The 24,418-nt window shown below is 55.1% G+C and carries 23 protein-coding genes and 1 pseudogene; 15 read left to right on the top strand and 9 right to left on the bottom strand.

Annotated features, from left to right (window positions below; genetic code table 11):
• Positions 1–31: 31 nt before the first annotated feature.
• Complete coding sequence (locus tag H7R58_RS13590; RefSeq protein ID WP_182930421.1) at positions 32–727, top strand: hypothetical protein; 696 nt, start codon at positions 32–34, stop codon at positions 725–727.
• A gap of 21 nt (positions 728–748) precedes the next feature.
• On the opposite strand, the gene H7R58_RS13585 is transcribed toward H7R58_RS13590, so the two are convergent.
• A protein-coding gene (locus H7R58_RS13585; RefSeq protein ID WP_223335778.1) for an IS1 family transposase occupies positions 749–1,446 on the bottom strand; the annotation gives its coding sequence in 2 pieces (ribosomal slippage) (positions 749–1,197 and positions 1,197–1,446; 699 coding nt in all).
• A gap of 183 nt (positions 1,447–1,629) precedes the next feature.
• On the opposite strand from H7R58_RS13585, the gene H7R58_RS13580 reads away from it, so the two are divergent.
• The 3 genes from H7R58_RS13580 to ruvB all read left to right on the top strand — a co-directional run bounded on the left by H7R58_RS13580 (position 1,630) and on the right by ruvB (position 4,019).
• Positions 1,630–2,286: a hypothetical protein gene (locus H7R58_RS13580; RefSeq protein ID WP_182934382.1), complete on the top strand. Its 657-nt coding sequence runs from the start codon at positions 1,630–1,632 to the stop codon at positions 2,284–2,286.
• A gap of 102 nt (positions 2,287–2,388) precedes the next feature.
• A complete protein-coding gene (ruvA, locus tag H7R58_RS13575) occupies positions 2,389–3,000 on the top strand; it encodes a Holliday junction branch migration protein RuvA (protein ID WP_064544698.1) in 612 nt (203 codons plus the stop codon).
• 8 nt (positions 3,001–3,008) lie between these two features.
• A complete protein-coding gene (gene ruvB / locus H7R58_RS13570) occupies positions 3,009–4,019 on the top strand; it encodes a Holliday junction branch migration DNA helicase RuvB (protein WP_106927779.1) in 1,011 nt (336 codons plus the stop codon).
• Between the two features lie 78 nt (positions 4,020–4,097).
• Here ruvB and znuB read toward each other — a convergent pair whose 3' ends face one another.
• Both znuB and znuC read right to left on the bottom strand, forming a co-directional pair.
• Positions 4,098–4,883 (bottom strand): zinc ABC transporter permease subunit ZnuB, encoded by a 786-nt coding sequence (znuB, locus tag H7R58_RS13565; protein WP_106927776.1) that lies wholly within the window; start codon positions 4,881–4,883, stop codon positions 4,098–4,100.
• Positions 4,880–5,635, bottom strand: coding sequence for a zinc ABC transporter ATP-binding protein ZnuC (gene znuC / locus H7R58_RS13560; RefSeq protein ID WP_106927774.1), 756 nt, complete (start codon positions 5,633–5,635; stop codon positions 4,880–4,882). The genes znuB and znuC overlap by 4 nt, the downstream gene beginning before the upstream one ends.
• A 77-nt stretch (positions 5,636–5,712) precedes the next feature.
• On the opposite strand from znuC, the gene znuA reads away from it, so the two are divergent.
• The 3 genes from znuA (at position 5,713) to lpxM (ending at position 9,113) form a co-directional block, all read left to right on the top strand.
• A complete protein-coding gene (gene znuA / locus H7R58_RS13555; RefSeq protein WP_106927772.1) occupies positions 5,713–6,672 on the top strand; it encodes a zinc ABC transporter substrate-binding protein ZnuA in 960 nt (319 codons plus the stop codon).
• A gap of 12 nt (positions 6,673–6,684) precedes the next feature.
• Complete coding sequence (mepM, locus tag H7R58_RS13550; protein ID WP_106927770.1) at positions 6,685–8,004, top strand: murein DD-endopeptidase MepM; 1,320 nt, start codon at positions 6,685–6,687, stop codon at positions 8,002–8,004.
• 131 nt (positions 8,005–8,135) lie between these two features.
• Complete coding sequence (gene lpxM / locus H7R58_RS13545) at positions 8,136–9,113, top strand: lauroyl-Kdo(2)-lipid IV(A) myristoyltransferase (RefSeq protein WP_106927768.1); 978 nt, start codon at positions 8,136–8,138, stop codon at positions 9,111–9,113.
• A 126-nt stretch (positions 9,114–9,239) separates the two neighbouring features.
• Here lpxM and pyk read toward each other — a convergent pair whose 3' ends face one another.
• Together pyk and H7R58_RS13535 are read right to left on the bottom strand one after the other, a co-directional pair.
• Positions 9,240–10,682 (bottom strand): pyruvate kinase, encoded by a 1,443-nt coding sequence (gene pyk, locus H7R58_RS13540; protein WP_106927766.1) that lies wholly within the window; start codon positions 10,680–10,682, stop codon positions 9,240–9,242.
• 109 nt (positions 10,683–10,791) lie between these two features.
• Positions 10,792–11,696: pseudogene (locus H7R58_RS13535) on the bottom strand (MurR/RpiR family transcriptional regulator).
• Between the two features lie 363 nt (positions 11,697–12,059).
• On the opposite strand from H7R58_RS13535, the gene zwf reads away from it, so the two are divergent.
• The 3 genes from zwf (at position 12,060) to H7R58_RS13520 (ending at position 16,262) form a co-directional block, all read left to right on the top strand.
• Positions 12,060–13,535, top strand: a complete 1,476-nt coding sequence (gene zwf / locus H7R58_RS13530; RefSeq protein ID WP_106927762.1) for a glucose-6-phosphate dehydrogenase — start codon at positions 12,060–12,062, stop codon at positions 13,533–13,535.
• A 234-nt stretch (positions 13,536–13,769) separates the two neighbouring features.
• Positions 13,770–15,581, top strand: coding sequence for a phosphogluconate dehydratase (gene edd / locus H7R58_RS13525; protein WP_182928593.1), 1,812 nt, complete (start codon positions 13,770–13,772; stop codon positions 15,579–15,581).
• 39 nt (positions 15,582–15,620) lie between these two features.
• Positions 15,621–16,262, top strand: a complete 642-nt coding sequence (locus tag H7R58_RS13520; protein WP_106927758.1) for a bifunctional 4-hydroxy-2-oxoglutarate aldolase/2-dehydro-3-deoxy-phosphogluconate aldolase — start codon at positions 15,621–15,623, stop codon at positions 16,260–16,262.
• Between the two features lie 74 nt (positions 16,263–16,336).
• Here the strand turns inward: H7R58_RS13520 and purT are convergent, their stop codons facing one another.
• Positions 16,337–17,515 carry a formate-dependent phosphoribosylglycinamide formyltransferase gene (purT, locus tag H7R58_RS13515; protein ID WP_106927756.1) on the bottom strand — a complete coding sequence of 393 codons (1,179 nt, stop codon included), beginning with the start codon at positions 17,513–17,515 and terminating at the stop codon, positions 16,337–16,339.
• Positions 17,516–17,697: 182 nt separating this feature from the next.
• Between purT and H7R58_RS13510 the strand changes: the two genes are divergently transcribed.
• Both H7R58_RS13510 and ptrB read left to right on the top strand, forming a co-directional pair.
• Positions 17,698–18,339, top strand: coding sequence for a tellurite resistance TerB family protein (locus H7R58_RS13510; RefSeq protein ID WP_106927754.1), 642 nt, complete (start codon positions 17,698–17,700; stop codon positions 18,337–18,339).
• A gap of 82 nt (positions 18,340–18,421) precedes the next feature.
• Positions 18,422–20,473: an oligopeptidase B gene (gene ptrB, locus H7R58_RS13505; protein ID WP_182930424.1), complete on the top strand. Its 2,052-nt coding sequence runs from the start codon at positions 18,422–18,424 to the stop codon at positions 20,471–20,473.
• On the opposite strand, the gene exoX is transcribed toward ptrB, so the two are convergent.
• From exoX to H7R58_RS13490, 3 genes are all read right to left on the bottom strand, one after another.
• Positions 20,474–21,133 carry an exodeoxyribonuclease X gene (exoX, locus tag H7R58_RS13500; RefSeq protein ID WP_106927750.1) on the bottom strand — a complete coding sequence of 220 codons (660 nt, stop codon included), beginning with the start codon at positions 21,131–21,133 and terminating at the stop codon, positions 20,474–20,476. It lies immediately after the preceding gene.
• 22 nt (positions 21,134–21,155) lie between these two features.
• Positions 21,156–21,824, bottom strand: a complete 669-nt coding sequence (locus tag H7R58_RS13495; protein WP_106927748.1) for a carbon-nitrogen hydrolase family protein — start codon at positions 21,822–21,824, stop codon at positions 21,156–21,158.
• Between the two features lie 87 nt (positions 21,825–21,911).
• A complete protein-coding gene (locus H7R58_RS13490; RefSeq protein WP_106927746.1) occupies positions 21,912–22,142 on the bottom strand; it encodes a DNA polymerase III subunit theta in 231 nt (76 codons plus the stop codon).
• A gap of 137 nt (positions 22,143–22,279) precedes the next feature.
• Between H7R58_RS13490 and yobA the strand changes: the two genes are divergently transcribed.
• The 3 genes from yobA to H7R58_RS13475 are packed head-to-tail and all read left to right on the top strand — an operon-like array spanning position 22,280 to position 23,880.
• Positions 22,280–22,654, top strand: a complete 375-nt coding sequence (yobA, locus tag H7R58_RS13485) for a CopC domain-containing protein YobA (RefSeq protein ID WP_106927913.1) — start codon at positions 22,280–22,282, stop codon at positions 22,652–22,654.
• Positions 22,655–22,656: 2 nt separating this feature from the next.
• Entirely contained in the window at positions 22,657–23,529 is an 873-nt protein-coding gene (gene copD, locus H7R58_RS13480) for a copper homeostasis membrane protein CopD (protein ID WP_182930425.1), read from the top strand.
• Positions 23,530–23,544: 15 nt separating this feature from the next.
• Entirely contained in the window at positions 23,545–23,880 is a 336-nt protein-coding gene (locus H7R58_RS13475; RefSeq protein ID WP_106927742.1) for a YebY family protein, read from the top strand.
• The last annotated feature ends 538 nt before the right edge of the window (positions 23,881–24,418 follow it).

Below are 24,418 nucleotides of genomic sequence, written 5' to 3'. Positions count from 1 at the left end.
AGAGCGCTTAATTTTATCAGAAGGAAGGGGAATGGAAGGTAAACAGTCGCAGGGAAGACGAAAGCTATTCTATCCGCCTTATGTATGTATTTGTATCAGCATGCATTTTTTTCTGAGCTTATGTTATTGTCTGGTTGTTGATATAACAGAGGCTAATGCAATCGTTTTTTTATTGAAGCCAGGCACTATTTCGCTGTTCTTTTTATTTATTCCTATCAAGGCGCGAAGTGTCAGAATGCTGGTGGTGTTTGTCTCGATTGTTATCACTTTTATCTTTAATCAATGGCCTCTGGCTACAGGAAATAAAACCTTAGTTTTGTGTGTGCAGGTCGCATGGTTTATCGCATGCTGGTCCACAACGGCGGTAAATAAATCAGGCTGGCTGATGATGAGCGTAGCGTTATTTTTGCTCTGTATTTGGGGTGTAATCCGGCAGGAGCGGATAAAACAACAGTTTAACACTGCTGATATTTATATTGTTAATGATGGAGTAAGTTGTGGCGCAAATGGTCACTGTTTCCAGTATATTGCGGCACAAGGTTATGGCTTGACGGCGAAACGACAGACGATTTTTAGTAGTGAAAATTATGTGAATATTTATTACAGCTACCCAGAAGGTGTTCCTGCTGTAAATTTTGATGGAATGAACGGCGAGTTTTCACAATATTTGCTATGTCATGGTCGTTTAACGCATGTTGAGCATAATAACATGGCGGTATGCAATTGAATTCAGGGTAATGACTCCAACTTAATGATAGTGTTTTATGTTCAGATAATGCCCGATGACCTTGTCATGCAGCTCCACCGATTTTGAGAACGACAGTGACTTCCGTCCCAGCCTTGCCAGATGTTGTCTCAGATTCAGGTTATGTCGCTCAATGCGCTGAGTGTAACGCTTGCTGATAACGTGCAGCTTTCCCTTCAGGCGGGATTCATACAGCGGCCAGCCATCCGTCATCCATACCACGACCTCAAAGGCCGACAGCAGGCTCAGAAGACGCTCCAGTGTGGCCAGAGTGCGTTCACCGAATACGTGCGCCACAACCGTCTTCCGGAGCCTGTCATACGCGTAAAACAGCCAGCGCTGGCGCGATTTAGCCCCGACGTATCCCCACTGTTCGTCCATTTCCGCGCAGACGATGACGTCACTGCCCGGCTGTATGCGCGAGGTTACCGACTGCGGCCTGAGTTTTTTAAATGGCGGAAAATCGTGTTGAGGCCAACGCCCATAATGCGGGCGGTTGCCCGGCATCCAACGCCATTCATGGCCATATCAATGATTTTCTGGTGCGTACCGGGTTGAGAAGCGGTGTAAGTGAACTGCAGTTGCCATGTTTTACGGCAGTGAGAGCAGAGATAGCGCTGATGTCCGGCGGTGCTTTTGCCGTTACGCACCACCCCGTCAGTAGCTGAACAGGAGGGACAGCTGATAGAAACAGAAGCCACTGGAGCACCTCAAAAACACCATCATACACTAAATCAGTAAGTTGGCAGCATCACCGAATTCAGCAAGCTTAAACCGAGTTGTCCGTAACGTTTTTATTCAATATGTCAGGTTATACCGGTATTGTTGTAATAATATTTGCTTCTGATTAATCAGCATAAATGGTTAGGGTATTGCTGGTGAATATGCGTAAACTAATGGCCATGAAACATAGATTGTGGATAGTACCGATCATTTTCAGTGGCTATGTGTTGTACACGGAATATGGCTATTATCATAACAGCGTTCGTGATAGCGGACTCGTTTCCGCCGTTCATTACGTTAGCACCACTGAGCGCAAGATGAGCGGTGATTGTCATTTAGCGCGAGATACGTGTGCGGGCCTCTATTCGTACGACACGACCTGGCGGCAAGGAGAGCAATCTTACGTTTTTCATACCGACAGAGAACTAAACCCGCCAGCAAGGGCGATGTGCGTACAATTTGTCCAGAACGATCCAAGCGTAGCCAAACTCTGCCATCATCTCTTTTTCAATGCCAGCTTTGTACCTTATTTAATCGCTATCTGGTCAATCGCCGCTTTTATGAGTCTGACGCGCTTTGTCCACCATAAACTGCATCCCCGCCTGCCGGTGCTGAAGACCTGGCGTATTATTGATCGCCGTCATCACTTGTTACTGGAAACGCAGGATCGGGAAGAGGCGCTGCGGTTTATCGGTAAAGGCTATCGAATTTGCCATACGACGCGCGGGCAGGAGGTTATCCGGGTGGGGCGAAAGAAAGTCGATAATCATTATACGGTATATTTTGTTCGTGCCAGCAACGGTACCCGTAGGCGATAAAGCGCCTGGCAAATCGCTAAAGACGTTTTTCATCTGGATATCTATCCAGTCTTTTTTTATGATAGTGCATTACCTTTTCAGCCCTTAACGCAGGAGCGTCATGTGATAGGCAGACTCAGAGGCATCATTCTCGAAAAACAACCCCCGTTGGTCCTTCTGGAGACCGGCGGCGTCGGCTATGAAGTGCATATGCCGATGACCTGTTTTTACGAGCTGCCGGAGGCTGGGCAGGAGGCGATCGTCTTCACCCACTTTGTGGTGCGCGAAGATGCCCAGCTGCTGTACGGTTTTAACAATAAACAGGAACGGACCCTGTTTAAAGAGTTGATTAAAACCAACGGCGTCGGCCCGAAGCTGGCGCTGGCCATCCTGTCGGGCATGTCGGCACAGCAGTTCGTGAATGCGGTTGAGCGTGAAGAGCTTGGCGCGCTGGTCAAACTGCCGGGGATTGGCAAGAAAACCGCCGAGCGCCTGATTGTCGAAATGAAAGACCGCTTCAAAGGGCTGCATGGCGATCTGTTTACCCCTGCCGCCGATCTGGTGCTGACGTCTCCTGCGGGGCCGGAGAGCGACGACGCCGAGCAGGAAGCGGTTGCCGCGCTGGTGGCGCTGGGCTATAAACCTCAGGAAGCCAGTCGGATGGTGAGCAAAATCGCCCGTCCGGACGCCAGCAGTGAAACATTGATCCGCGAAGCGCTCCGCGCGGCGCTATGAGGTAAAGGATGATTGAAGCAGACCGTCTGATTTCCGCTGAAAGCACGTTGCCAGAAGATGTGGCAGACCGTGCGATTCGGCCAAAATTACTGGAAGAGTATATCGGCCAGCCGCAGGTGCGTTCGCAGATGGAAATCTTCATCCAGGCGGCGAAGCTGCGCGGCGACGCGCTGGATCATCTGCTGATCTTCGGCCCGCCGGGCCTTGGGAAAACGACGCTGGCAAACATTGTTGCCAATGAAATGGGCGTTAACCTGCGCACCACCTCTGGCCCGGTGCTGGAGAAAGCGGGCGACCTGGCGGCAATGCTCACCAACCTTGAACCGCACGATGTGCTGTTTATCGACGAGATTCACCGCCTGTCGCCGGTTGTGGAAGAAGTGCTCTATCCGGCAATGGAAGACTACCAGCTGGATATCATGATTGGCGAGGGCCCGGCTGCGCGCTCAATTAAAATCGATCTGCCACCGTTCACCTTGATTGGTGCTACCACCCGCGCGGGTTCGCTGACCTCACCGCTGCGCGATCGCTTCGGTATCGTCCAGCGTCTGGAGTTCTACCAGGTGCCTGATTTGCAGCACATCGTCGGGCGTAGCGCCCGCCATATGGGGCTGGAAATGAGCGACGAAGGTGCTCTGGAGGTTGCCCGTCGCGCGCGCGGTACGCCGCGTATCGCTAACCGCCTGCTCCGGCGCGTGCGCGACTACGCTGAAGTCAAGCATGACGGCACTATCTCGGCCGACATCGCCGCGCAGGCGCTGGATATGCTGAACGTCGACGCCGAAGGCTTTGACTATATGGACCGCAAGCTGCTGCTGGCGGTGATTGATAAGTTCTTTGGTGGGCCGGTTGGGTTGGACAACCTGGCGGCGGCAATCGGTGAAGAGCGCGAAACCATTGAGGACGTGCTGGAGCCGTATCTGATTCAGCAGGGTTTTTTGCAGCGTACCCCGCGTGGGCGCATCGCAACGACGCGCGCGTGGAGCCACTTTGGCATCACGCCGCCGGAAATGCCTTAGCAATGCAACGCCTGATGGCGCTTCGCTTATCAGGCCTACCATTCTGTAGGCCCGGTCGGCGAAGCGCCACAGAGCAAATCAGGCGGCCGCTTTGCGGGTCATGCTCAGGATAAACAGCAGCGCCGCGCACAGCACGACGGAAGGCCCGGCCGGCGTATCGTAAAACGCCGAGAAGGTCAGCCCACCCGTTACCGCAATCATCCCTACCACGACGGCAATACCCGCCATTTGTTCCGGCGTACGCGCAAAACGTCGCGCCGTCGCCGCGGGGATAATCAGCAGTGACGTAATAATCAACGCGCCGACAAACTTCATCGCCACGCCGATGGTCAGCGCCGTCACCAGCATCAGCAGTAGTTTAACCCGCTGGAGCTTCACGCCGTCGACAAACGCTAAATCCGGGCTGATGGTCATCGACAGCAGGCTGCGCCACTGCCAGAACAAAATACCCAGCACCACGATGACGCCGAGCGCAATCGAGATCAGATCCTGCGGCGTAACCGCTAGCAGATCGCCGAACAGGTAGGCCATCAGGTCGACGCGGATATTCGACATCAGGCTGACGACCACCAGGCCGAGCGACAGCGCGCTGTGCGCCATAATGCCGAGAAGCGTATCCACCGCGAGGTGAGGGCGCTTCTCTAGCCACACCAGACCACCGGCCAGCAGCAGCGTGACGGCGATGACCGCATAGAAAGGGTTAACGTCCAGCAGCAGGCCGAACGCCACTCCCAGCAGCGAGGCATGGGCGAGGGTATCGCCAAAGTAGGACATCCGGCGCCAGACGACAAACGAGCCCAGAGGGCCCGCCGCGCATGCCAGCATCATTCCGGCCAGCCAGCCGGGAAGTAAAATTTCAATCATGACTGCCCATTTCCCCGACGAAGAACGATACGGCCCTGTAAATCATGGCGGTGGTTATGCTGATGACGGTAAATCCCCAGCTGTTCGGCGCCGCGCGGGCCAAACATGGAGATAAATTCCGGATGCATGGAGACCACGTCCGGCGTGCCGGAGCAGCAAATATGATGATTGAGACACAGCACATCGTCGGTTTTCGCCATCACCAGATGCAGATCGTGCGACACCATCAGCACCGCGCAGTTAAGCTCCTGGCGAAGCTGATTAATCAGATCGTATAGCGCCACCTGGCCGTTGACGTCAACGCCCTGGGTGGGTTCATCCAGCACCAGCAGCTGAGGCTTGTTTAACAGCGCACGCGCCAGCAGAACGCGCTGGGTTTCACCACCGGAGAGCTTCTGCATCGGTGCATCCTGCAGGTGCCCGGCCTGTACGCGCATCAGCGCGGGCAGAATATCTTCTTTGCGCGTTGCCGGGTGCAAGCGTAAAAAACGCTTGACGGTAAGCGGTAATGTCGCGTCAAGGTGGACCTTTTGCGGTACGTAGCCTACGCGCAGCTGTTTTTCACGCACGACCACGCCTTCGCTGGGCGGCACGAGGCCCAACACCACGCGCACCAGCGTCGACTTACCCGCGCCGTTCGGGCCAAGCAGCGTCAGAATGCGCCCTGGCTTGAGATTCAGTGAGATGTCGGAGAGCACCCGGCGCTGGCCGAAGCTGACGGAGACATTTTGCAGCGATACAAGATTCGTCATAGCAATTAGGGGTTGCACAAGATAGTGAATGTTATAATATCACACATCACTTATTCATTTCGATTATCAGACGCATTATGTTACAGAAAAATACGCTTCTTTGCGCAGCCTTATCAGCCGCGCTTTTGGGTACCGCCGTACCGCGTGCGGATGCTGCCGTTGTCGCCTCACTTAAACCATTAGGATTTATCGCTTCCGCGATTGCCGATGGCGTTACCGAGACCCAGGTTTTACTGCCTGACGGTGCGTCTGAACATGATTATTCATTGCGCCCATCTGATGCAAAACGCTTACAGAACGCGGACTTAGTGGTGTGGATTGGTCCAGAGATGGAAGCGTTCATGGACAAGTCAACGCAAAGCATTGCCGACGGCAAAAAAGTCACCATTGCCCAGCTTGATGGTGTGAAACCGTTGCTCATGAAAGGGAGTGATGATGACGATCATGATGCTGCTGAAGCGGGTGACGGTGAACACGCCCACGGCGAAAAAGGTGACGCACATCACCATCATGGTGAATACAACATGCACCTGTGGTTATCCCCAGAGATAGCGCGGCTTTCGGCGGTTGCAATCCATGACAAATTAGTGGACCTTATGCCCCAGAGTCGAGCCCGGCTTGACGCCAACCTGAAGAATTTTGAGGCTAATCTGGCCACGGTCGATAAGCAGGTGGCAAATGAGCTGACGCCGGTAAAAGGAAAGGGCTATTTCGTTTTTCATGATGCCTATGGCTACTTCGAAAAACACTACGGTTTGACGCCGCTTGGGCACTTCACCGTTAACCCTGAAATTCAACCTGGTGCGCAGCGTTTACATCAAATAAGAACACAGTTGGTTGAGCAAAAAGCAACCTGCGTTTTTGCTGAGCCACAATTCAGGCCCGCTGTCGTTGAATCTGTCGCGCGGGGAACCAACGTTCGCATGGGAACGTTAGATCCTCTAGGCACGAACATTCAGTTGAGCAAAGAGAGCTATCCAGCATTTCTGACTCAGCTGGCGACCCAGTATGCGAGCTGCCTGAAAGGAGATAAGTAAGGAAGTGAATACGTGCAGCAGATAGCCCGCTCTGTCGCCCTGGCATTTAACAATTTGCCGCGACCCCACCGCGTTATGCTGGGGTCACTCACCGTTCTCACACTGGCCGTCGCCGTTTGGCGGCCGTATGTTTACCACCCCAATTCTTCACCGGTTGTTCGCACCATCGAGCTGGAGAAAAAAGAGATTCGCTCTCTGCTACCGGAGGCCAGCGAACCGATTGACCAATCCGCGCAGGAAGACGAAGCGATTCCTCAGGATGAACTGGACGACAAAGCCGATAACGAAACGGGCGTGCATGAATATGTGGTATCCACGGGCGATACCCTAAGCAGCATCCTGAACCAGTACGGCATTGATATGGGCAACATCAGCCAGCTTGCTGCGGCTGATAAAGACCTGAAAAATATGAAGGTGGGCCAGCAGCTCTCCTGGACCTTGAACGATGATGGCGATCTCCAGCGTTTAACCTGGGAAATGTCGCGTCGTGAAACCCGCACCTACGATCGCGTTGCAAACGGTTTCAAAATGAGCAGCGAGATGCAGCAGGGCGACTGGGTTAATAGCTTGATCAACGGCACCGTCGGCGGCAGCTTTGTCTCCAGCGCGACCAGCGCCGGGTTAACCAGCGCGGAAGTGAGCGCGGTGATCAAAGCCATGCAGTGGCAGATGGACTTCCGTAAGCTGAAAAAAGGCGATCAGTTCTCGGTGCTGATGTCGCGCGAAATGCTCGACGGCAAGCGTGAACAGAGCCAGCTTCTTGGCGTGCGTCTGCGTTCCGACGGTAAAGACTATTACGCTATTCGCGCTGAGGACGGTAAATTCTACGATCGTAGCGGCACCGGGTTGGCGAAAGGCTTCCTGCGCTTCCCGACCGCGCGTCAGTTCCGCGTGTCGTCTAACTTTAACCCGCGCCGCCTGAACCCGGTGACCGGCCGCGTTGCGCCACACCGTGGCGTTGACTTTGCGATGCCGCAGGGGACGCCAGTGCTGGCCGTCGGTGACGGAGAAGTGGTGGTGGCGAAGCGTAGCGGTGCAGCCGGCTACTATGTGGCGCTGCGTCACGGTCGTACCTACACCACGCGCTATATGCACCTGCGTAAGCTGCTGGTGAAACCGGGGCAGAAAGTCAAACGCGGCGATCGTATTGCGCTTTCCGGTAATACCGGTCGTTCAACCGGCCCGCACCTGCATTATGAAGTGTGGATTAACCAACAGGCGGTTAACCCGCTGACGGCGAAATTACCGCGTACCGAAGGGCTGACCGGCTCAGACCGTACCGACTATCTGGCGCAGGTGAAACAGGTTCTGCCGCAGCTGCGTTTTGACTAGTTTCGACTAAGAAGTATGCGTTCAGAGCCGACGTCACTATGGCGTCGGCTTTTTCTTTTGTGCGAAGCATTCTGCCTCGCTACACTATTTGATTATTCGCACCGACCCGATAATTCGAACCTGGAACAGGCATGGAAACGAAAAAAAATACCAGTGAATATATTCCCGAGTTTGAGAAATCTTTCCGCCATCCTCAATACTGGGGTGCCTGGTTAGGCGTGCTGGCATTTGCGGGGATCGCTTACGTACCGGCAAAAATTCGTGACCCTATTCTGGGTAAGCTCGGTCGCCTGGCGGGTAAATTTGGCCGCAGCGCTCGCCGTCGTGCTCAGATCAATCTGCTGTATTGCTTCCCGGATAAAAGCGAAGCCGAGCGCGAAGCCATTATTGATGAGATGTTTGCCACCGCGCCGCAGGCAATGGTCATGATGGCCGAACTGGCGTTGAAAGGGCCTGAAAAAATTCTGCCGCGCCTCGACTGGCAGGGGCAGGAGATTATCGATGAACTCCGCGCCAATGGCGAAAACGTCATTTTCCTGGTACCGCACGGCTGGGGTGTGGATATCCCGGCAATGGTGATGGCCTCGCAGGGGCAAAAAATGGCGGCGATGTTCCATAATCAGGGCAACAAAGTCTTCGACTACGTCTGGAACACCGTTCGTCGTCGTTTTGGCGGTCGTCTGCACGCCCGTAACGACGGCATCAAGCCGTTTATTCAGTCCGTCCGTCAGGGCTACTGGGGCTACTATCTGCCGGACCAGGATCACGGCCCGGAGCACAGCGAGTTCGTGGATTTCTTTGCTACCTATAAAGCCACGCTGCCGGCGATTGGCCGTCTGATGAAGGTGTGCCGCGCGCGCGTGGTGCCGCTGTTCCCGGTTTATGATGGCAAAACGCATCGTCTGACCATTCTGGTTCGACCACCGATGGATGACCTGCTGGAAGCGGATGACAACACCATTGCGCGTCGAATGAACGAAGAGGTGGAGATTTTCGTTGGGCCACATACTGAGCAGTACACGTGGATCCTGAAGCTGCTGAAAACGCGCAAGCCGGGTGAAACCGAGCCGTATCAGCGTAAAGAACTCTATCCAAAGAAAAAGAAATAGCCCCGTAGCCCGTCCGAGCAATGCGACGACGGGGCGGCACCGAGCCTTTCCGGCGGCGCTACGCTTGGCCGGGCTACGCAGATAAAAAAACCGGACATCGTCCGGTTTTTTTATCGCGAGAATAACTTACTCAACGGTCAGAATACGCGTGGTGTTGGTTGAACCCACGGTGCTCATCACGTCGCCCTGGGTTACGATAACCAGGTCGCCAGACATCAGATAGCCTTTATCACGCAGCAGATTTACCGCGTCGTGTGCCGCCGCAACGCCGTCACATTCGCTGTCGAAGAAGACTGGCGTCACGCCGCGGTACAGCGCTGTCAGGTTCAACGTACGCTCATGGCGGGACATCGCGAAGATAGGCAGCCCGGAGGTGATACGTGAGGTCATCAGCGCGGTACGGCCGGACTCGGTCATGGTGATGATGGCGGTCACGCCTTTCAGGTGGTTAGCCGCATACATTGCTGACATGGCAATCGCTTCTTCCACGTTGTCGAACTGCACGTCCAGACGGTGTTTAGAAACGTTGATGCTGGGGATCTTCTCTGCGCCCAGGCAAACGCGCGCCATGGCCGCTACGGTTTCAGATGGGTACTGGCCTGCTGCAGTTTCTGCTGACAGCATGACCGCATCGGTACCGTCCAGCACGGCGTTGGCCACGTCCATAACTTCCGCACGGGTAGGCATTGGGTTGGTGATCATTGACTCCATCATCTGGGTCGCGGTAATCACGGAACGGTTCAATTGACGAGCGCGACGAATCAATGCTTTCTGGATGCCTACCAGCTCCGGGTCGCCGATTTCAACGCCGAGGTCACCACGGGCAACCATCACCACGTCGGACGCCAGGATGATGTCGTCCATCGCGTCCTGGCTGCAGACGGCTTCCGCACGTTCCACTTTGGCAACGATTTTCGCATCGCAACCCGCTTCACGGGCCAGGCGGCGAGCGTAGTTCAGGTCTTCGCCGCAGCGCGGGAAGGAGACGGCCAGGTAATCAACGCCAATTTTGGCGGCCGTGTGGATGTCCGCTTTATCTTTGTCGGTCAGAGCTTCTGCCGAGAGGCCACCGCCTAACTTGTTGATGCCTTTGTTGTTGGAAAGCGGGCCGCCCACGGTCACTTCGGTGAACACCTTCATGCCCTGGATTTCCAGTACTTTCAGCTGTACGCGGCCATCATCGAGCAGCAGGATATCGCCCGGTACCACGTCGGCAGGCAGACCTTTGTAGTCGATGCCCACTTTCTCTTTATCGCCTTCACCTTTGCTTAGGTTGGCGTCGAGCAGGAATTTATCGCCGATGTTGAGGAAAACTTTGCCTTCTTTGAAGGTTGATACGCGAATTTTTGGTCCTTGCAGATCGCCAAGGATGGCTACATGGCGCCCCAGTTTTGCTGCAATTTCGCGGACTTTGTCGGCACGTAGCTGATGATCTTCAGGCGTACCGTGAGAGAAGTTCATACGGACGACGTTAGCGCCGGCGGAAATGACTTTCTCAAGGTTGTTGTCGCGATCGGTTGCTGGGCCTAACGTGGTGACGATCTTGGTTCTGCGAAGCCTTCTGGACATGTAATACTCCGTTGACTAGTACAACTCAGGTGTTGCGTGAACAGGAATTCGGCAATATGCCAATAATGCGTTACCGAATGCTTAAATAAATGACGCTTTTTTATCGCTTTTAGTGATTATCGCTGTGTGTCGATAGTTCTTTATCAAACCGCGATTCCTTTAACGCTTCTTTGACTCGCTTCAAGTTATCCCTGAATTTTGCTCCACGGCGCAGGGTAAAGCCGGTTGCCAGCACATCAATGACGGTGAGCTGGGCCAGCCTCGACACCATGGGCATATAAATATCGGTATCTTCAGGAACGTCCAGCGTGATAGCGAGGGTGGCCTCTCTGGCCAGCGGCGTCCCTGAGGAGGTGATGGCAATGACCATAGCATCGTTTTCACGCGCCACCTGCGCAACCTCCACCAGGCTCTTGGTCCTGCCGGTATGGGAAATCAGCACCACAACGTCGTCATCGCTGCAATTCATACAGCTCATTCGTTGCAAAACAATGTCATCGGAATAGATAACCGGCACGTTAAAGCGGAAAAACTTGTTCATGGCGTCATGCGCCACGGCGGCGGAGGAACCCAACCCGAAAAAGGCGATTTTCTTTGCCTGAGTCAGCAGGTCGACGGCGCGATTCACCGCCGACATGTCGAGCGACTGACGCACGTGGGCGAGGCTGGCCATCGCTGACTCAAAAATTTTTGCCGTATACGCCTCGACGCTGTCATCCTCATCTACATTACGATTAACATACGGTGTACCGTTGGCCAGACTTTGGGCAAGATGCAGTTTAAAATCAGGAAAGCCTTTGGTTTCCAGGCTGCGGCAGAAGCGGTTAACGGTCGGTTCGCTTACCTCAGCTTCCAGAGCGAGGGCGGCAATGCTTGAGTGGATTGCCTGTTCGGGGGCCGCCAGAATAACTTCCGCGACTTTTCGCTCGGATTTGCTAAGGTTTTCCAGTTGGGACTGGATTCTTTCCAGCATGTTCATCGTGACAAGGTGCTCATAGATTGAAACGATTCCATTAATGGGTGAAATCTGCAGGCGTTTTAGCAAGAATATACGCTTGAAGCGGAATGAAAAGTGAAGAGTAACAGCAAAAGATGTTGTTTTTTTTCATTACATGATCGGTGTCGTATTTTAACCGACGCCCTTCAGGCGAAAGAACGAACAAAACTGGCGCATTGCCTAAGCGTCGTTGCCCTGCTGGTTCCGAATTGTGCGATCGGCGGCGCTGAAAGGCGTTAAAGGGTTTCGGCAATTTCGTAAACACAGTACAGTGCACCGTAAGAAAATTACAACGATATCCGTGATTTTCCGGGGAAACCCGGGCGATAACGGGGAGATAGCCTGGCATAGAACCGGGAATATAAACTGAGGAGAATGACATGGCGGTAACGCAAACGGCCCAGGCATGCGATCTGGTCATTTTCGGCGCGAAGGGCGATCTTGCCCGCCGGAAACTGCTGCCTTCCCTGTACCAGCTTGAAAAAGCCGGCCAGATTAATCCGCAGACGCGGATTATCGGCGTAGGCCGCGCCGACTGGGATAAAGCGGCATACACCAAAGTTGTCCGTGAAGCGCTCGAAACCTTTATGAAAGAAAAAATCGATGAAGGTTTGTGGGACACCCTCAGCGCACGTCTTGATTTCTGCAACCTCGATGTCAATGATGCCCCGGCATTTGCGCGTCTTGGCGAGATGCTCGATCAAAAAAATCGCACCACCATCAACTATTTCGCGATGCCGCCAAGCACGTTTGGCGCCATCTGCCGCGGCCTGGGCGAAGCGAAGCTGAACGCCAAACCGGCGCGCGTGGTCATGGAAAAACCGCTGGGTACCTCACTGGAAACTTCACGTGAGATCAACGACCAGGTCGGTGAATACTTTGAAGAGTGCCAGGTTTACCGTATTGACCACTATCTGGGTAAAGAAACGGTACTGAACCTGCTGGCGCTGCGCTTTGCTAACTCCCTGTTTGTGAATAACTGGGATAACCGCACCATCGATCACGTGGAAATCACCGTCGCCGAGGAAGTTGGCATTGAAGGCCGCTGGGGTTACTTCGACCAGGCCGGTCAAATGCGCGACATGATCCAGAACCACCTGCTGCAAATTCTGTGCATGATTGCGATGGCGCCGCCGTCCGATCTGACCGCCGACAGCATTCGTGATGAGAAGGTGAAAGTCCTGAAGTCGCTCCGCCGTATCGACCGCAGCAACGTGCGTGATAAAACCGTTCGCGGTCAGTACACCGCCGGATTTGCCCAGGGCCAGAAAGTGCCGGGCTACCTCGAAGAAGAGGGCGCGAACAAGTCCAGCAGCACGGAAACCTTCGTCTCTATCCGCGTAGATATCGACAACTGGCGCTGGGCGGGCGTGCCGTTCTACCTGCGTACCGGTAAACGTCTGCCGACCAAATGCTCTGAAGTCGTCGTTTACTTCAAAAACCCTGAACTGAATCTGTTCAAAGAGACCTGGCCTGAACTGCCGCAGAACAAGCTGACCATTCGTCTGCAGCCGGACGAAGGCGTGGATATTCAGATCCTTAACAAGGTGCCGGGGCTTGAGCACAAGCATAACCTGCAGGTGACTAAGCTGGATCTGAGCTACTCGGAAACCTTTAACCAAACGCACCTTGCCGATGCTTACGAACGCCTGCTGCTGGAGACGATGCGCGGTATCCAGGCGCTGTTCGTACGCCGCGACGAAGTGGAAGAAGCCTGGAAGTGGGTTGACTCCATTACTGAAGCGTGGGCAAGCGACAACGACGCGCCGAAACCTTACCAGGCAGGGACCTGGGGGCCGGTTGCCTCTGTGGCGATGATCACCCGCGACGGCCGTTCCTGGAACGAGTTTGAGTAAGGCGTCGCTGTAATCCGGAAGAGTTATTTTACCGGTAACATGATCTAACACAGCAAGTCGTGCTTTTTTTACGCATTTAAGCCCCGGGAGGATTCACCCCCGGGGCTTTTTTTATTACACTGCGGGCAGACCTTTGCCTCTGAGCTGCGCTATTCGGGCATTTATCTCTTAATCAGATCAATAAATAAACCGCAGTAGGTCGTAGCCTGGACAGAAAAATTTTAAGGAGCCTTTATGAACTCTGTAATGTTACGGGTAACAAATCGCATTATCGAACGCTCTCGCGACACGCGCGCGGCTTATCTCGCACGTATCGAGCAGGCAAAAACTGAAACGGTTCACCGCTCCCAGCTTGCCTGTGGCAACCTGGCACACGGTTTTGCTGCCTGTCAGGCAGACGATAAAGCGTCGCTGAAAAGCATGTTGCGTAACAATATCGCGATCATTACCTCCTATAACGACATGCTGTCGGCCCACCAGCCGTACGAGCATTACCCGGATATCATCCGTAAAGCGCTGCACAGCGTGAACGCGGTCGGGCAGGTTGCTGGCGGCGTTCCGGCAATGTGCGACGGCGTCACTCAGGGTCAGGACGGGATGGAACTTTCGCTGCTTAGCCGTGAAGTGATCGCCATGTCCGCCGCCGTTGGCCTGTCTCACAATATGTTTGACGGCGCGCTATACCTCGGCGTGTGCGATAAAATCGTCCCGGGGCTGGCGATGGCTGCGCTCTCCTTTGGCCACCTGCCGTCTATCTTCATCCCATCAGGCCCGATGGCCAGCGGTCTGCCAAACAAAGAAAAAGTCCGTATCCGCCAGCTTTATGCGGAAGGCAAGGTGGATCGCAATGCGCTGCTTGAATCAGAAGCCGCGTCCTACCACGCACCGGGTACCTGTACTTTCTATGGTACCGCCAACACCAACCAGATGGTGATTGAGTTCATGGGCATGCAGCTGCCGGGTTCTTCGTTTGTCCACCCGGACGCCCCGCTGCGCGCCGAATTGACCGCTGCGGCGGCACGCCAGGTCACGCGTATGACCGGCAACGGCAACGAATGGATGCCGCTGGGTAAAATGATTGACGAAAAAGTGGTGGTCAACGGTATCGTTGCTCTGCTGGCGACCGGCGGCTCAACGAACCACACCATGCATCTGGTGGCGATGGCACGCGCGGCGGGCATTATCATCAACTGGGACGACTTCTCTGAACTGTCTGACGTTGTACCACTGATGGCGCGTCTGTATCCGAACGGCCCGGCAGATATCAACCACTTCCAGGCGGCTGGCGGCGTACCGGTGATGGTACGTGAACTGTTGAAAGGCGGCCTGCTGCACGAAGACGTGAATACCGTCGCCGGTTTTGGTCTGTCCCACTACACCATGGAACCGTGGCTCAATAACGGCAAACTGGACTGGCGTGAAGGCGCAAACGCCTCGCTGGACGACAGCATCATCGCCAGCTTCGACAAGCCGTTCTCTAAACACGGCGGCACCAAAGTGCTGAGCGGTAACCTTGGCCGCGCGGTGATGAAAACCTCCGCAGTGCCGGTGGAAAACCAGATTATTGAGGCACCGGCCGTGGTCTTTGAAAGTCAGCACGATGTTCTGCCGGCCTTTGAGGCGGGTCTGCTGGATAAAGATTGCGTGGTGGTTGTGCGTCATCAAGGACCAAAAGCGAACGGCATGCCAGAATTACATAAACTTATGCCGCCACTTGGTGTATTATTGGACCGCTGTTTCAAAATTGCGTTGGTCACCGATGGACGACTGTCCGGTGCATCCGGTAAAGTGCCGTCAGCGATTCACGTCACCCCTGAAGCCTATGATGGTGGCCTGCTGGCGAAAGTCCGCGACGGTGACATGATTCGCGTGAACGGTCAGACCGGTGAGCTGACGCTGCTGGTTGATGACGCTGAGCTGGCCGCGCGTCAGCCGCATATTCCCGATCTGAGCGCCTCGCGCGTGGGGACAGGCCGTGAACTGTTTGGCGCATTACGGGAAAAACTGTCCGGCGCAGAGCAGGGCGCAACCTGTATTACCTTTTAAGTTGACACGTTTTGTAGATCTGGCGAGAGAATAATTCTGATGAAAAACTGGAAAACAACTGCAGAAGCAATCCTGACCACTGGCCCGGTAGTGCCGGTCATCGTGGTGAAAAAGCTTGAGCACGCCGTACCGATGGCGAAAGCACTGGTTGCTGGCGGCGTACGCGTACTGGAAGTGACGCTGCGTACAGAGTGCGCAATGGACGCTATCCGCGCGATTGCGAAAGAAGTGCCGGATGCTATCGTGGGCGCGGGTACCGTGACCAACGCACAGCAGCTGAAAGAAGTGACCGATGCGGGCGCGCAGTTTGCTATCAGCCCGGGCCTGACCGATGAGCTGCTGAAAGCGGCAACCGCGGGTACTATTCCGCTGATCCCGGGTATTAGCTCCGTTTCTGAACTGATGCTGGGTATGCAGCACGGCCTGAAAGAATTCAAATTCTTCCCGGCTGAAGCGAACGGCGGTGTGAAAGCGCTGCAGGCTATCGCAGGTCCGTTCTCTCATATCCGTTTCTGCCCGACTGGCGGCATCTCTCCGGCGAACTACCGTGACTATCTGGCGCTGAAAAGCGTACTGTGCATCGGCGGTTCCTGGCTGGTTCCGGCCGACGCGCTGGAAGCTGGCGACTACGATCGCATCACCAAACTGGCTCGCGAAGCGGTTGAAGGCGCGAAACTGTAAGGTGTTTGCCTTACCCGGTTAACTGACCGGGTAAGGCAAAAAAAGAGCGGGCACGCGTTAGCGGCCCGCTTTTTTTATCCCTGGATAATCACGGCGGCGGCGGCGATTTTTGCCCGTTCCACCGCCTGTTCTACGCTGTCGCCGGTAGCCAGTGCGACGCCCATCCGCCGCGAACCGTCAATATCCGGTTTGCCAAACAGACGTAGCTGTATCCCCGCGCCAAGCGCATGATGGACCTTATCAAAGGTCACGTTACGGCTGGTCAGTTTGGGCAGCAGCACGGCAGAGGCAGAAGGGCCGTACTGACGAATGGCGCCGATAGGCAGGCCCAGAAATGCGCGGACGTGCAGCGCGAACTCAGACACATCCTGTGAAATGAGCGTAACCATACCGGTATCGTGCGGGCGAGGAGAAACTTCACTGAACACCACGTCGTCGCCGCAGACAAACAGCTCAACGCCAAACAGACCATAACCGCCCAGTGCCAGTACCACGTCGCGAGCGATTGCCTGCGCGCGTTCCAGCGCCAGCTCGCTCATCTGCTGCGGTTGCCAGGATTCGCGATAATCGCCGTCTTCCTGACGATGGCCTACCGGTGCGCAGAAGTGCACGCCGTCGACGGCATTCACCGTCAGCAGCGTAATTTCAAAGTCAAAATTCACGACGCCTTCGACGATCACCCGGCCAGCCCCTGCGCGGCCACCTTCCTGCGCATACTGCCATGCCTGCGTCAGCTGATCTTCACGGCGAATAAACGTCTGCCCCTTGCCGGAGGAGCTCATCACTGGCTTGATGATACACGGCAGGCCGATGGTGGCTACCGCCTGGCGAAACTGTGCTTCGCTATCGGCAAAATAGTAGGCTGAGGTCGGCAGCTTAAGCTGTTCGGCCGCCAGACGACGAATGCCTTCGCGATTCATGGTCAACTGAGTGGCGCGTGCGCAGGGCACAACGCGCTGCCCGTCCTGTTCCAGCGCAATCAGCATGTCGGTCGCGATCGCTTCGATTTCCGGTACGATAAAATCCGGTTTCTCTTGCTCGACCAGCGCCTTCAGCGCCGCTCCGTCAAGCATATTGATAACGTATGAGCGGTGCGCTACGTGCATCGCTGGCGCATCGGCGTAGCGATCGACGGCGATGGTTTCAATCCCTAATCGCTGGCATTCAATGGCGACTTCTTTACCTAACTCACCGGAACCCAAAAGCATTACGCGCGTCGCCGCCGGACGCAGAGCTGTGCCTAATAACGTCATTTACCTATTCCACCGTCTGACAAAAATTTGTCGCATTATAAACGAAAACGTTTGCGTCTGTCTTGTTGTCGACGCGGCAGCGCGGCTATCGCGTTAAATTTGCACATCTTTATCTGTACCAGACATATTCTGACGTCTGCTCGCATAGGCTAAGCTTCTCATGAATTTATACTGGGGGTCATATGTCTGGCTGGCTTAATCAACTGCAATCACTGTTGGGCAAATCATCGGGTAATGGGAAAGGCGCGCTTGGCGAAATGCTGGTGCCGGGAGCGTTAGGTGGTCTGGCAGGGCTGCTCCTTGCCAGTAAATCATCGCGGAAAATGCTGGCGAAGTATGGTACTGGCGCGCTGCTGGTGGGCGGCGGTGCGGTCGCCGGGAGCGTGCTGTGGAACAAATACAAAGATCAGCTACGCGGTTCGACGCCGGCAGAAGCGAAGTATGGCCAACCGGCCGCGCCGCTGGATGTGCGTACCGAGCGTTTGATTCTGGCGCTGGTGTTTGCCGCAAAAAGCGATGGCCATATTGATGCTAAAGAGCAGGCTTCGATTGAACAACAGCTGCGCGATGCCGGCGTGGAAGCGCAGGGCCGTGCGCTGATTGCGCAGGCAATTGAACAACCGCTCGATCCGCAGCGGCTGGCGCGCGACGTGCATAACGAAGAAGAGGCGCTTGAGCTGTACTATGTGAGCTGCGCGGCAATCGACATCGATCACTTTATGGAACGTCGCTATCTGGATGAGCTGGGCGAGGCGCTGAAGCTGCCGTCAGAAGTGCGCGAAAGCATCGAGCGCGATTTACAACAGCAAAAACAGCAGCTTTAAGTGCAATCTTGCAGGTTTTGCTTGCATCAACGTTGAATTTGTCCACCCTTAGAGGGTGTGACTAAAACAGAAGAATAACGAGATGCCGCCAAAAGCAAAACGGATATCCCACGCCATGACCTTACATGGCGATACGCGCGTTGATCATTACTACTGGCTGCGTGACGACACGCGCACGAAGCCCGCCGTGATGGAGTATTTACAGCAGGAGAACGCCTACGGTCGCGAGGTGATGTCGAGCCAGCGCAGTTTGCAGGATCGCGTGCTTAAGGAGATTGTCGATCGCATTCCGCCGCGGGAAGTGTCGGCCCCGTATTGTAAAAACGGCTACCGCTACCGGCAGATTTTTGAGCCAGGCCAGGAGTACGCTATCTATCAGCGACAGGCGCCAGGCGAAGAAAACTGGTCGCTGCTGATTGATGAAAATAAGCGCGCTGCGCGCAGTGAGTTCTATACCCTCGGCGGGCTGAACGTCGCGCCTGATAACAACCTGCTGGCGGTCACGGAAGACTTTCTCTCCCGCCGCCAGTACAGCCTGCGCCTTCGCCATCTGGCTAACGAAACCTGGCTGCCTGAGGTGATTGAAGACGTCTCACCGGGTGTGGTGTGGGCCAACGACTCGCGCTCACTCTATTACGTTCGCCAGCATCCGACAACGCTGCTGCCGTGGCAGGTCTGGCGTCATCAGGTTGGTACGGCGCCTGAGCAGGATTGCCTGATCTATGAAGAACAGGACGACACCTTTTACGTCAGCCTGCATAAAACGTCATCACGCCAGTTTGTGGTGATTGCGCTCTCCAGCGCCACCACCAGCGAAATGCAGCTGCTCGACGCCGATAATCCCGACGCTCGTCCGCAAACGTTCCTGGCCCGCCGCAAAGATCATGAATACAGTCTCGACCATTACCAGGGGCATTTCTACATGCGTTCTAACCGCGACGGTAAGAACTTTGGCCTTTATCGTGGCGTCAGTGGGGAAGAGGCCAACTGGCAGATGCTGATTGCCGCGCGTGATGCCGTCATGCTGGAAGATTTCACCCTGTTTCGTGACTGGCTGGTGGTTGAAGAGCGCCAGCGTGGCCTGACAAGCCTGCGGCAGATCCATCGGCAGACTCACAAAGAAACGGCCATCGCCTTTGACGATCCGACCTATGTGACCTGGATTGCCTATAACCCGGAGCCAGAAACGGCCTGCCTGCGCTATGGCTACTCGTCGATGACCACGCCGGATACCCTGTTTGAGCTGGATATGGACAGCGGTGAACGCCGCGTGCTGAAACAGCAGGAGGTTAAAGGCTTCGACGCCAGCCGCTACCGCAGTGAACGCCTGTGGATCACCGCGCGCGACGGGGTGGAAGTCCCGGTTTCGCTGGTGTATCGGCATGAGCATTTCCGTTCCGGCAAGAATCCGTTGCTGGTCTATGGCTACGGCTCTTACGGTGCGAGCATGGATGCTGATTTCAGCAGCAGCCGTCTTAGCCTGCTCGACCGTGGTTTTGTCTTCGCCATTGCCCATGTTCGCGGCGGCGGCGAGCTGGGGCAGCAGTGGTATGAAGACGGCAAATTCCTGAAGAAGAAAAATACCTTTAATGACTATCTCGACGTCTGCGATGCCCTGCTGGCGAAGGGATTCGGTGCTCCGTCGCTGTGTTATGGCATGGGCGGCAGCGCGGGCGGGATGCTGATGGGAACGGCGATCAACGAACGCCCCGAGCTGTTCCACGGCGTAGTGGCGCAGGTGCCGTTTGTCGATGTGGTGACAACCATGCTGGATGAGTCTATCCCGCTGACCACCGGCGAGTTTGAGGAGTGGGGCAATCCGCAGGATGAAACCTACTATCGCTATATGAAATCGTATAGCCCGTATGACAACGTGCGGGCGCAGGCTTACCCGCATCTGCTGGTCACCAGCGGGCTGCACGACTCGCAGGTTCAGTACTGGGAGCCGACAAAGTGGGTGGCGAAGCTACGCGAGCTGAAGGTTGATGACAATCTGCTGCTGTTGTGTACCGAAATGGATGCCGGCCACGGCGGTAAGTCGGGGCGCTATAAAAGCTATGAGGGTGTGGCGCTGGAGTTCGCGTTCCTGATTGCCCTGGCGCAGGGGACGCTGCCAGGGCGTGCGGAGCGCTAGCTAGCCCTCGAGATAGTGTTTTAGCGTCAAACGCAGTTCCGGGCTCATGCGGTCGAGGTTGTTAAACAGCCAGCGCAGGTAGCCCGGATCGTTTTTAGCCACTTCGGCGACTTCCTGCCCGCGATATTTACCGAAGGTAAACGTACGCAGCAGCGCCGGACGCCCGGTGACGTCGACCATTTGTTCCGGCGTCCACCCGGAGGCTTGAATAATATCAATCAGCAGTGCGGCGGTAATGTAGCAGTCGTAAAGCGCGCGGTGGTGATGCAGCCCCGGCGGGGTTGCGACGCTCAGCTTACGGGATTTATACAGCGCCATGTTGCTGTACTTGATACCTGGCCACAGGCGGCGCGCCATTTTCATGGTGCAGATCCACTCGCCGTTCATCTCAGGCAGCACGCGGCGGTCAAAGCTGGCGTTGTGAGCAACATACCAGGGACTGCCCTGATAAAACGGCACTACCTCTTCAATCCATGGCTTATCGGCTACCATCTCTTCGCTGATATGGTGAATCGCCATGGCCTGTGCGCTGATGGGGCGGTCGGGGCGAACCAGATGACTCATGGGGTTGACGATTTTTCCGTCAATAACATCGACGGAGGCAATCTCAACGACGCCTCCTTGCAGGTCGCAGGTTTCGGTATCGATAACGCGCAGCATGGCGAACTCCCGGCCAAAACGTCTAGCGTAAAGGAATGATCTCGCCTTGCCAACCCTGGGCGCTTTTTCTGCCGGTTACCAGCAGTTCGCCGGCGTCGGCGCGGACGATCAGCTGGCCGTTTTCATCCCACAGCGCGCTGCCGCCGGAGAACGTGCCGCAGCCGTAGTTGGATTTTAATACCGCGATGGCATATTTGTGGGCAAAGCGCTGTAAACGCTGGGTCGTACGCTGCTGCTGAAGTTCGGCCATACAGCTGACGGTTGCCAGCAACGAGGCCTGGTGAGACAGCTCACAGCCTTCGGTGTTAAGTTCAAAAACGCTTATCTGGTCAGAACCCGGTGCCAGACAGGTGCCATGGCCCTGCTGATGTTTGGACGGCGCCGCGTCATCGGGGGTAAAAATAACGATCCCCTTAATCCGTTGCCCTTCCTTTTCCATCGGCAGCCCGGCGATGATCGTCATCCGGTGGCGCTGTGCAGCATCGCGAAGCGGGCGAAGCTGGCTGTCGGGCGGCGGGGCGGGCAGGGCGTGCTCGTCAGCTGAGCCCGTAAGGGAGAGTTCCGGGAAAATAAGCACCTTACAGGCCTGCTCGGCGGCGGCATCAATAAAACGCAGATGGCGGGTAATGTTTTCAGCAACATCTCCCGTTCTGGGCGTATATTGCGCTGCAGCAATAGTCCATGTCAGCATAGTTGCATCCTTCAACACGTCGTCTGTGGGCTTTTATTCTAACAAGGTATCAAATCTGACGTAAGGAACTGTCACTAACAGTAAGCATTATTTGGTTTTCGGTTCATACGGCAGGCGTGAGAGATTTACGGAAGCCAGACGGTGTGCAATGAGACGCTCGCGGAACCAGTCGCGCAGGTGCGCAGGCTGCTCGCGTTCGACGACTTCGGCAACGACCGGCATGTTATAGCGCTCTTTGAACGCAACGCCCGCTGCGGCCAGGTCAACGTTAACTTTGTCCATCTCCTGCTGAGGCAGGGCTGCCAGGTTGGTTTGCATGCTTTTCTCCTTGGAATATCGCGCAAAAGTTACTAAGAGTCTCGCAAAATGGCAAGTCCGCAGGGCACCCATCTCGACGTGAACATTATACAGCGTTATTCTTTGACTTATATTGATAACAAAAGGGAATGATGGAAATGAACTTCACCGCACCCCGCGCGCTCTGCACCATGCTTTTTACTCTTGGCCTTTTGAGCGCCTCATCCGTCTGGGCGCACGCCCATCTGCAACAGCAAACGCCCGCAGCAAACACTGAGGTAAGCCCTGCACCGCAGGCGCTGACGCTGAATTTCTCCGAAGGCATTGAGCCCCATTTTAGCGGCGTGACGCTAACCGGACCGGATCATCAGACGGTCGCTACTGGCAAACCGGTTCGCAGCGAGAGCAATAAAATGCAGCTGGTTGTGCCGCTGACCCAGACGCTCATGCCTGGTCTCTATACCGTCGCGTGGCATGTGGTGTCAGTCGACGGGCATAAGACCAAAGGCCAATATCAGTTTAGCGTGAAGTAACGATGCTAACGGCACTGTATATTGCGCTGCGTTTTGTTCACTTTGCGGCCTTGATGGTCGCTTTTGGCTGCACGCTTTACGCGGGCTGGTGGGCACCCTCCGCGCTGCGTCGCCTGTTGATTCAGCGCTTTGCCCAGCTACTGCGTAGCGCATTGGCCGTTAGCGCGCTTTCGGCGATGCTGATGCTGGTGGTGCAGGGCGGGTTGATGGGGGATGGCTGGTCTGACACCTGGCGTCCCGACGTCTGGCAAGCGGTGCTGCATACGCAGTTTGGCGGCGTCTGGCTGTGGGAAATCGTGCTGTCCTGGGTTGCATTGGGCATCGCCTGGGTGCGGCCGCGGCAGATGATGCGACGGCTTTTGCTTCTCTGTGTCGCGCAGTTTATCCTGCTGGCTGGCGTGGGCCATGCGGCCATGTATGACGGCGCGGCGGGCGCGCTGCAGCGTGTTAATCATGCGCTGCATTTGCTGTGTGCGGCGGCGTGGGTTGGCGGGCTGGTGCCGTTTCTCTACTGCCTGCGACTGGCGAAAGGACGCTGGCGTAAGGCGGCTATCGGTACGATGATGCGCTATTCCCGCTACGGCCATCTGGCCGTTGCCGGAGCGCTGGTGACGGGGTTGATCAATAGTTGGCTCATTCAAGGGGGGCTGACCGTCGCCACGCCGTACGGTATCGCACTTTGGGTGAAGATGGGGCTCGTTGCGTTGATGGTCGCGCTGGCGCTACTAAACCGCTATCTGTTAGTGCCACGCATGGCATCGACGCCGCAGGGGCTGGCACAGCGTCTGTTCCTCCGCACCACGCAGGCGGAAATTGTATTGGGGGCACTGGTGCTGGCGTGCGTCAGTCTCTTCGCGACCTGGGAACCTTTTTAATCAAACTGGCGAACTATGAAAAAAATTATTCTGTCTTTGTTGTTATTAACCGCTTCCGGCAGCGCGCTGGCCGCTCAGGTCATCACCGTGAGTCGATTTGAGGTGGGGAAGGAGAAGTGGGCTTTCAACCGTGAGGAGGTGATGCTGACCTGCCGCCCTGGGCACGCGCTATACGTGATTAACCCCAGTACGCTGGTGCAGTATCCGCTCAATGATGTGGCCGAGCAGCAGGTTAAGGCGGGTAAAACCCAGGCACAGCCGCTGAGCATTATCCAGATTGACGATCCTGCCCAACCGGGAGTGAAGATGAGCCTGGCACCATTTATTGAACGTGCCGAGAAGCTCTGCTGATCGTCTATCTGTTTAATAATCAATAAAAAACCGCAATCATTCTCGAGAAATGGCTGCGGTTTTTTTTCATTATGCCGTTTCATTGACGAAAATTTTCCGCTCGCAAGGGCTGCGGACTGGAAAACCTGTCACGGTCATCTATTCTTATAAAGCATGGCGACTTAGCCTGCATTAATGCCAACTTTTAGCGCACGGCTCTCTCCCAAGAGCCATTTCCCTGGACCGAATACAGGAATCGTATTCGGTCTCTTTTTCTCTGCCGTATGCACTCAGCAGGACAAGCTCCGCGGGAATCCGTTAGCTTGTTAACCCAATGTAAACAGATTCTCGCTCCCATCCAAGCACTTTTGTACAATTTAGCGACTTTTTTTTCTTTTTATAAAGTGACAATAGTCGCAGACGAAATACAAAATGCTAAGAACTCATATTTTTCCGAAAAATAGATATGTCGCTAATAATATTATTTGTCGCGTTAAAAAGTTTATTTTCTATTGTGAATTAAAATCTCTATTTTTTTTGCTAAAAAAGGCGCATGCTT

Origin of the sequence: Klebsiella sp. WP4-W18-ESBL-05 (assembly GCF_014169075.1) — a bacterium.
Classification (GTDB): Bacteria; Pseudomonadota; Gammaproteobacteria; order Enterobacterales; family Enterobacteriaceae; genus Kluyvera; species Kluyvera ascorbata_B.
The sequence above is the reverse complement of the archived record's forward strand: the minus strand, read 5'-3'. Positions and strand labels throughout refer to the sequence as shown.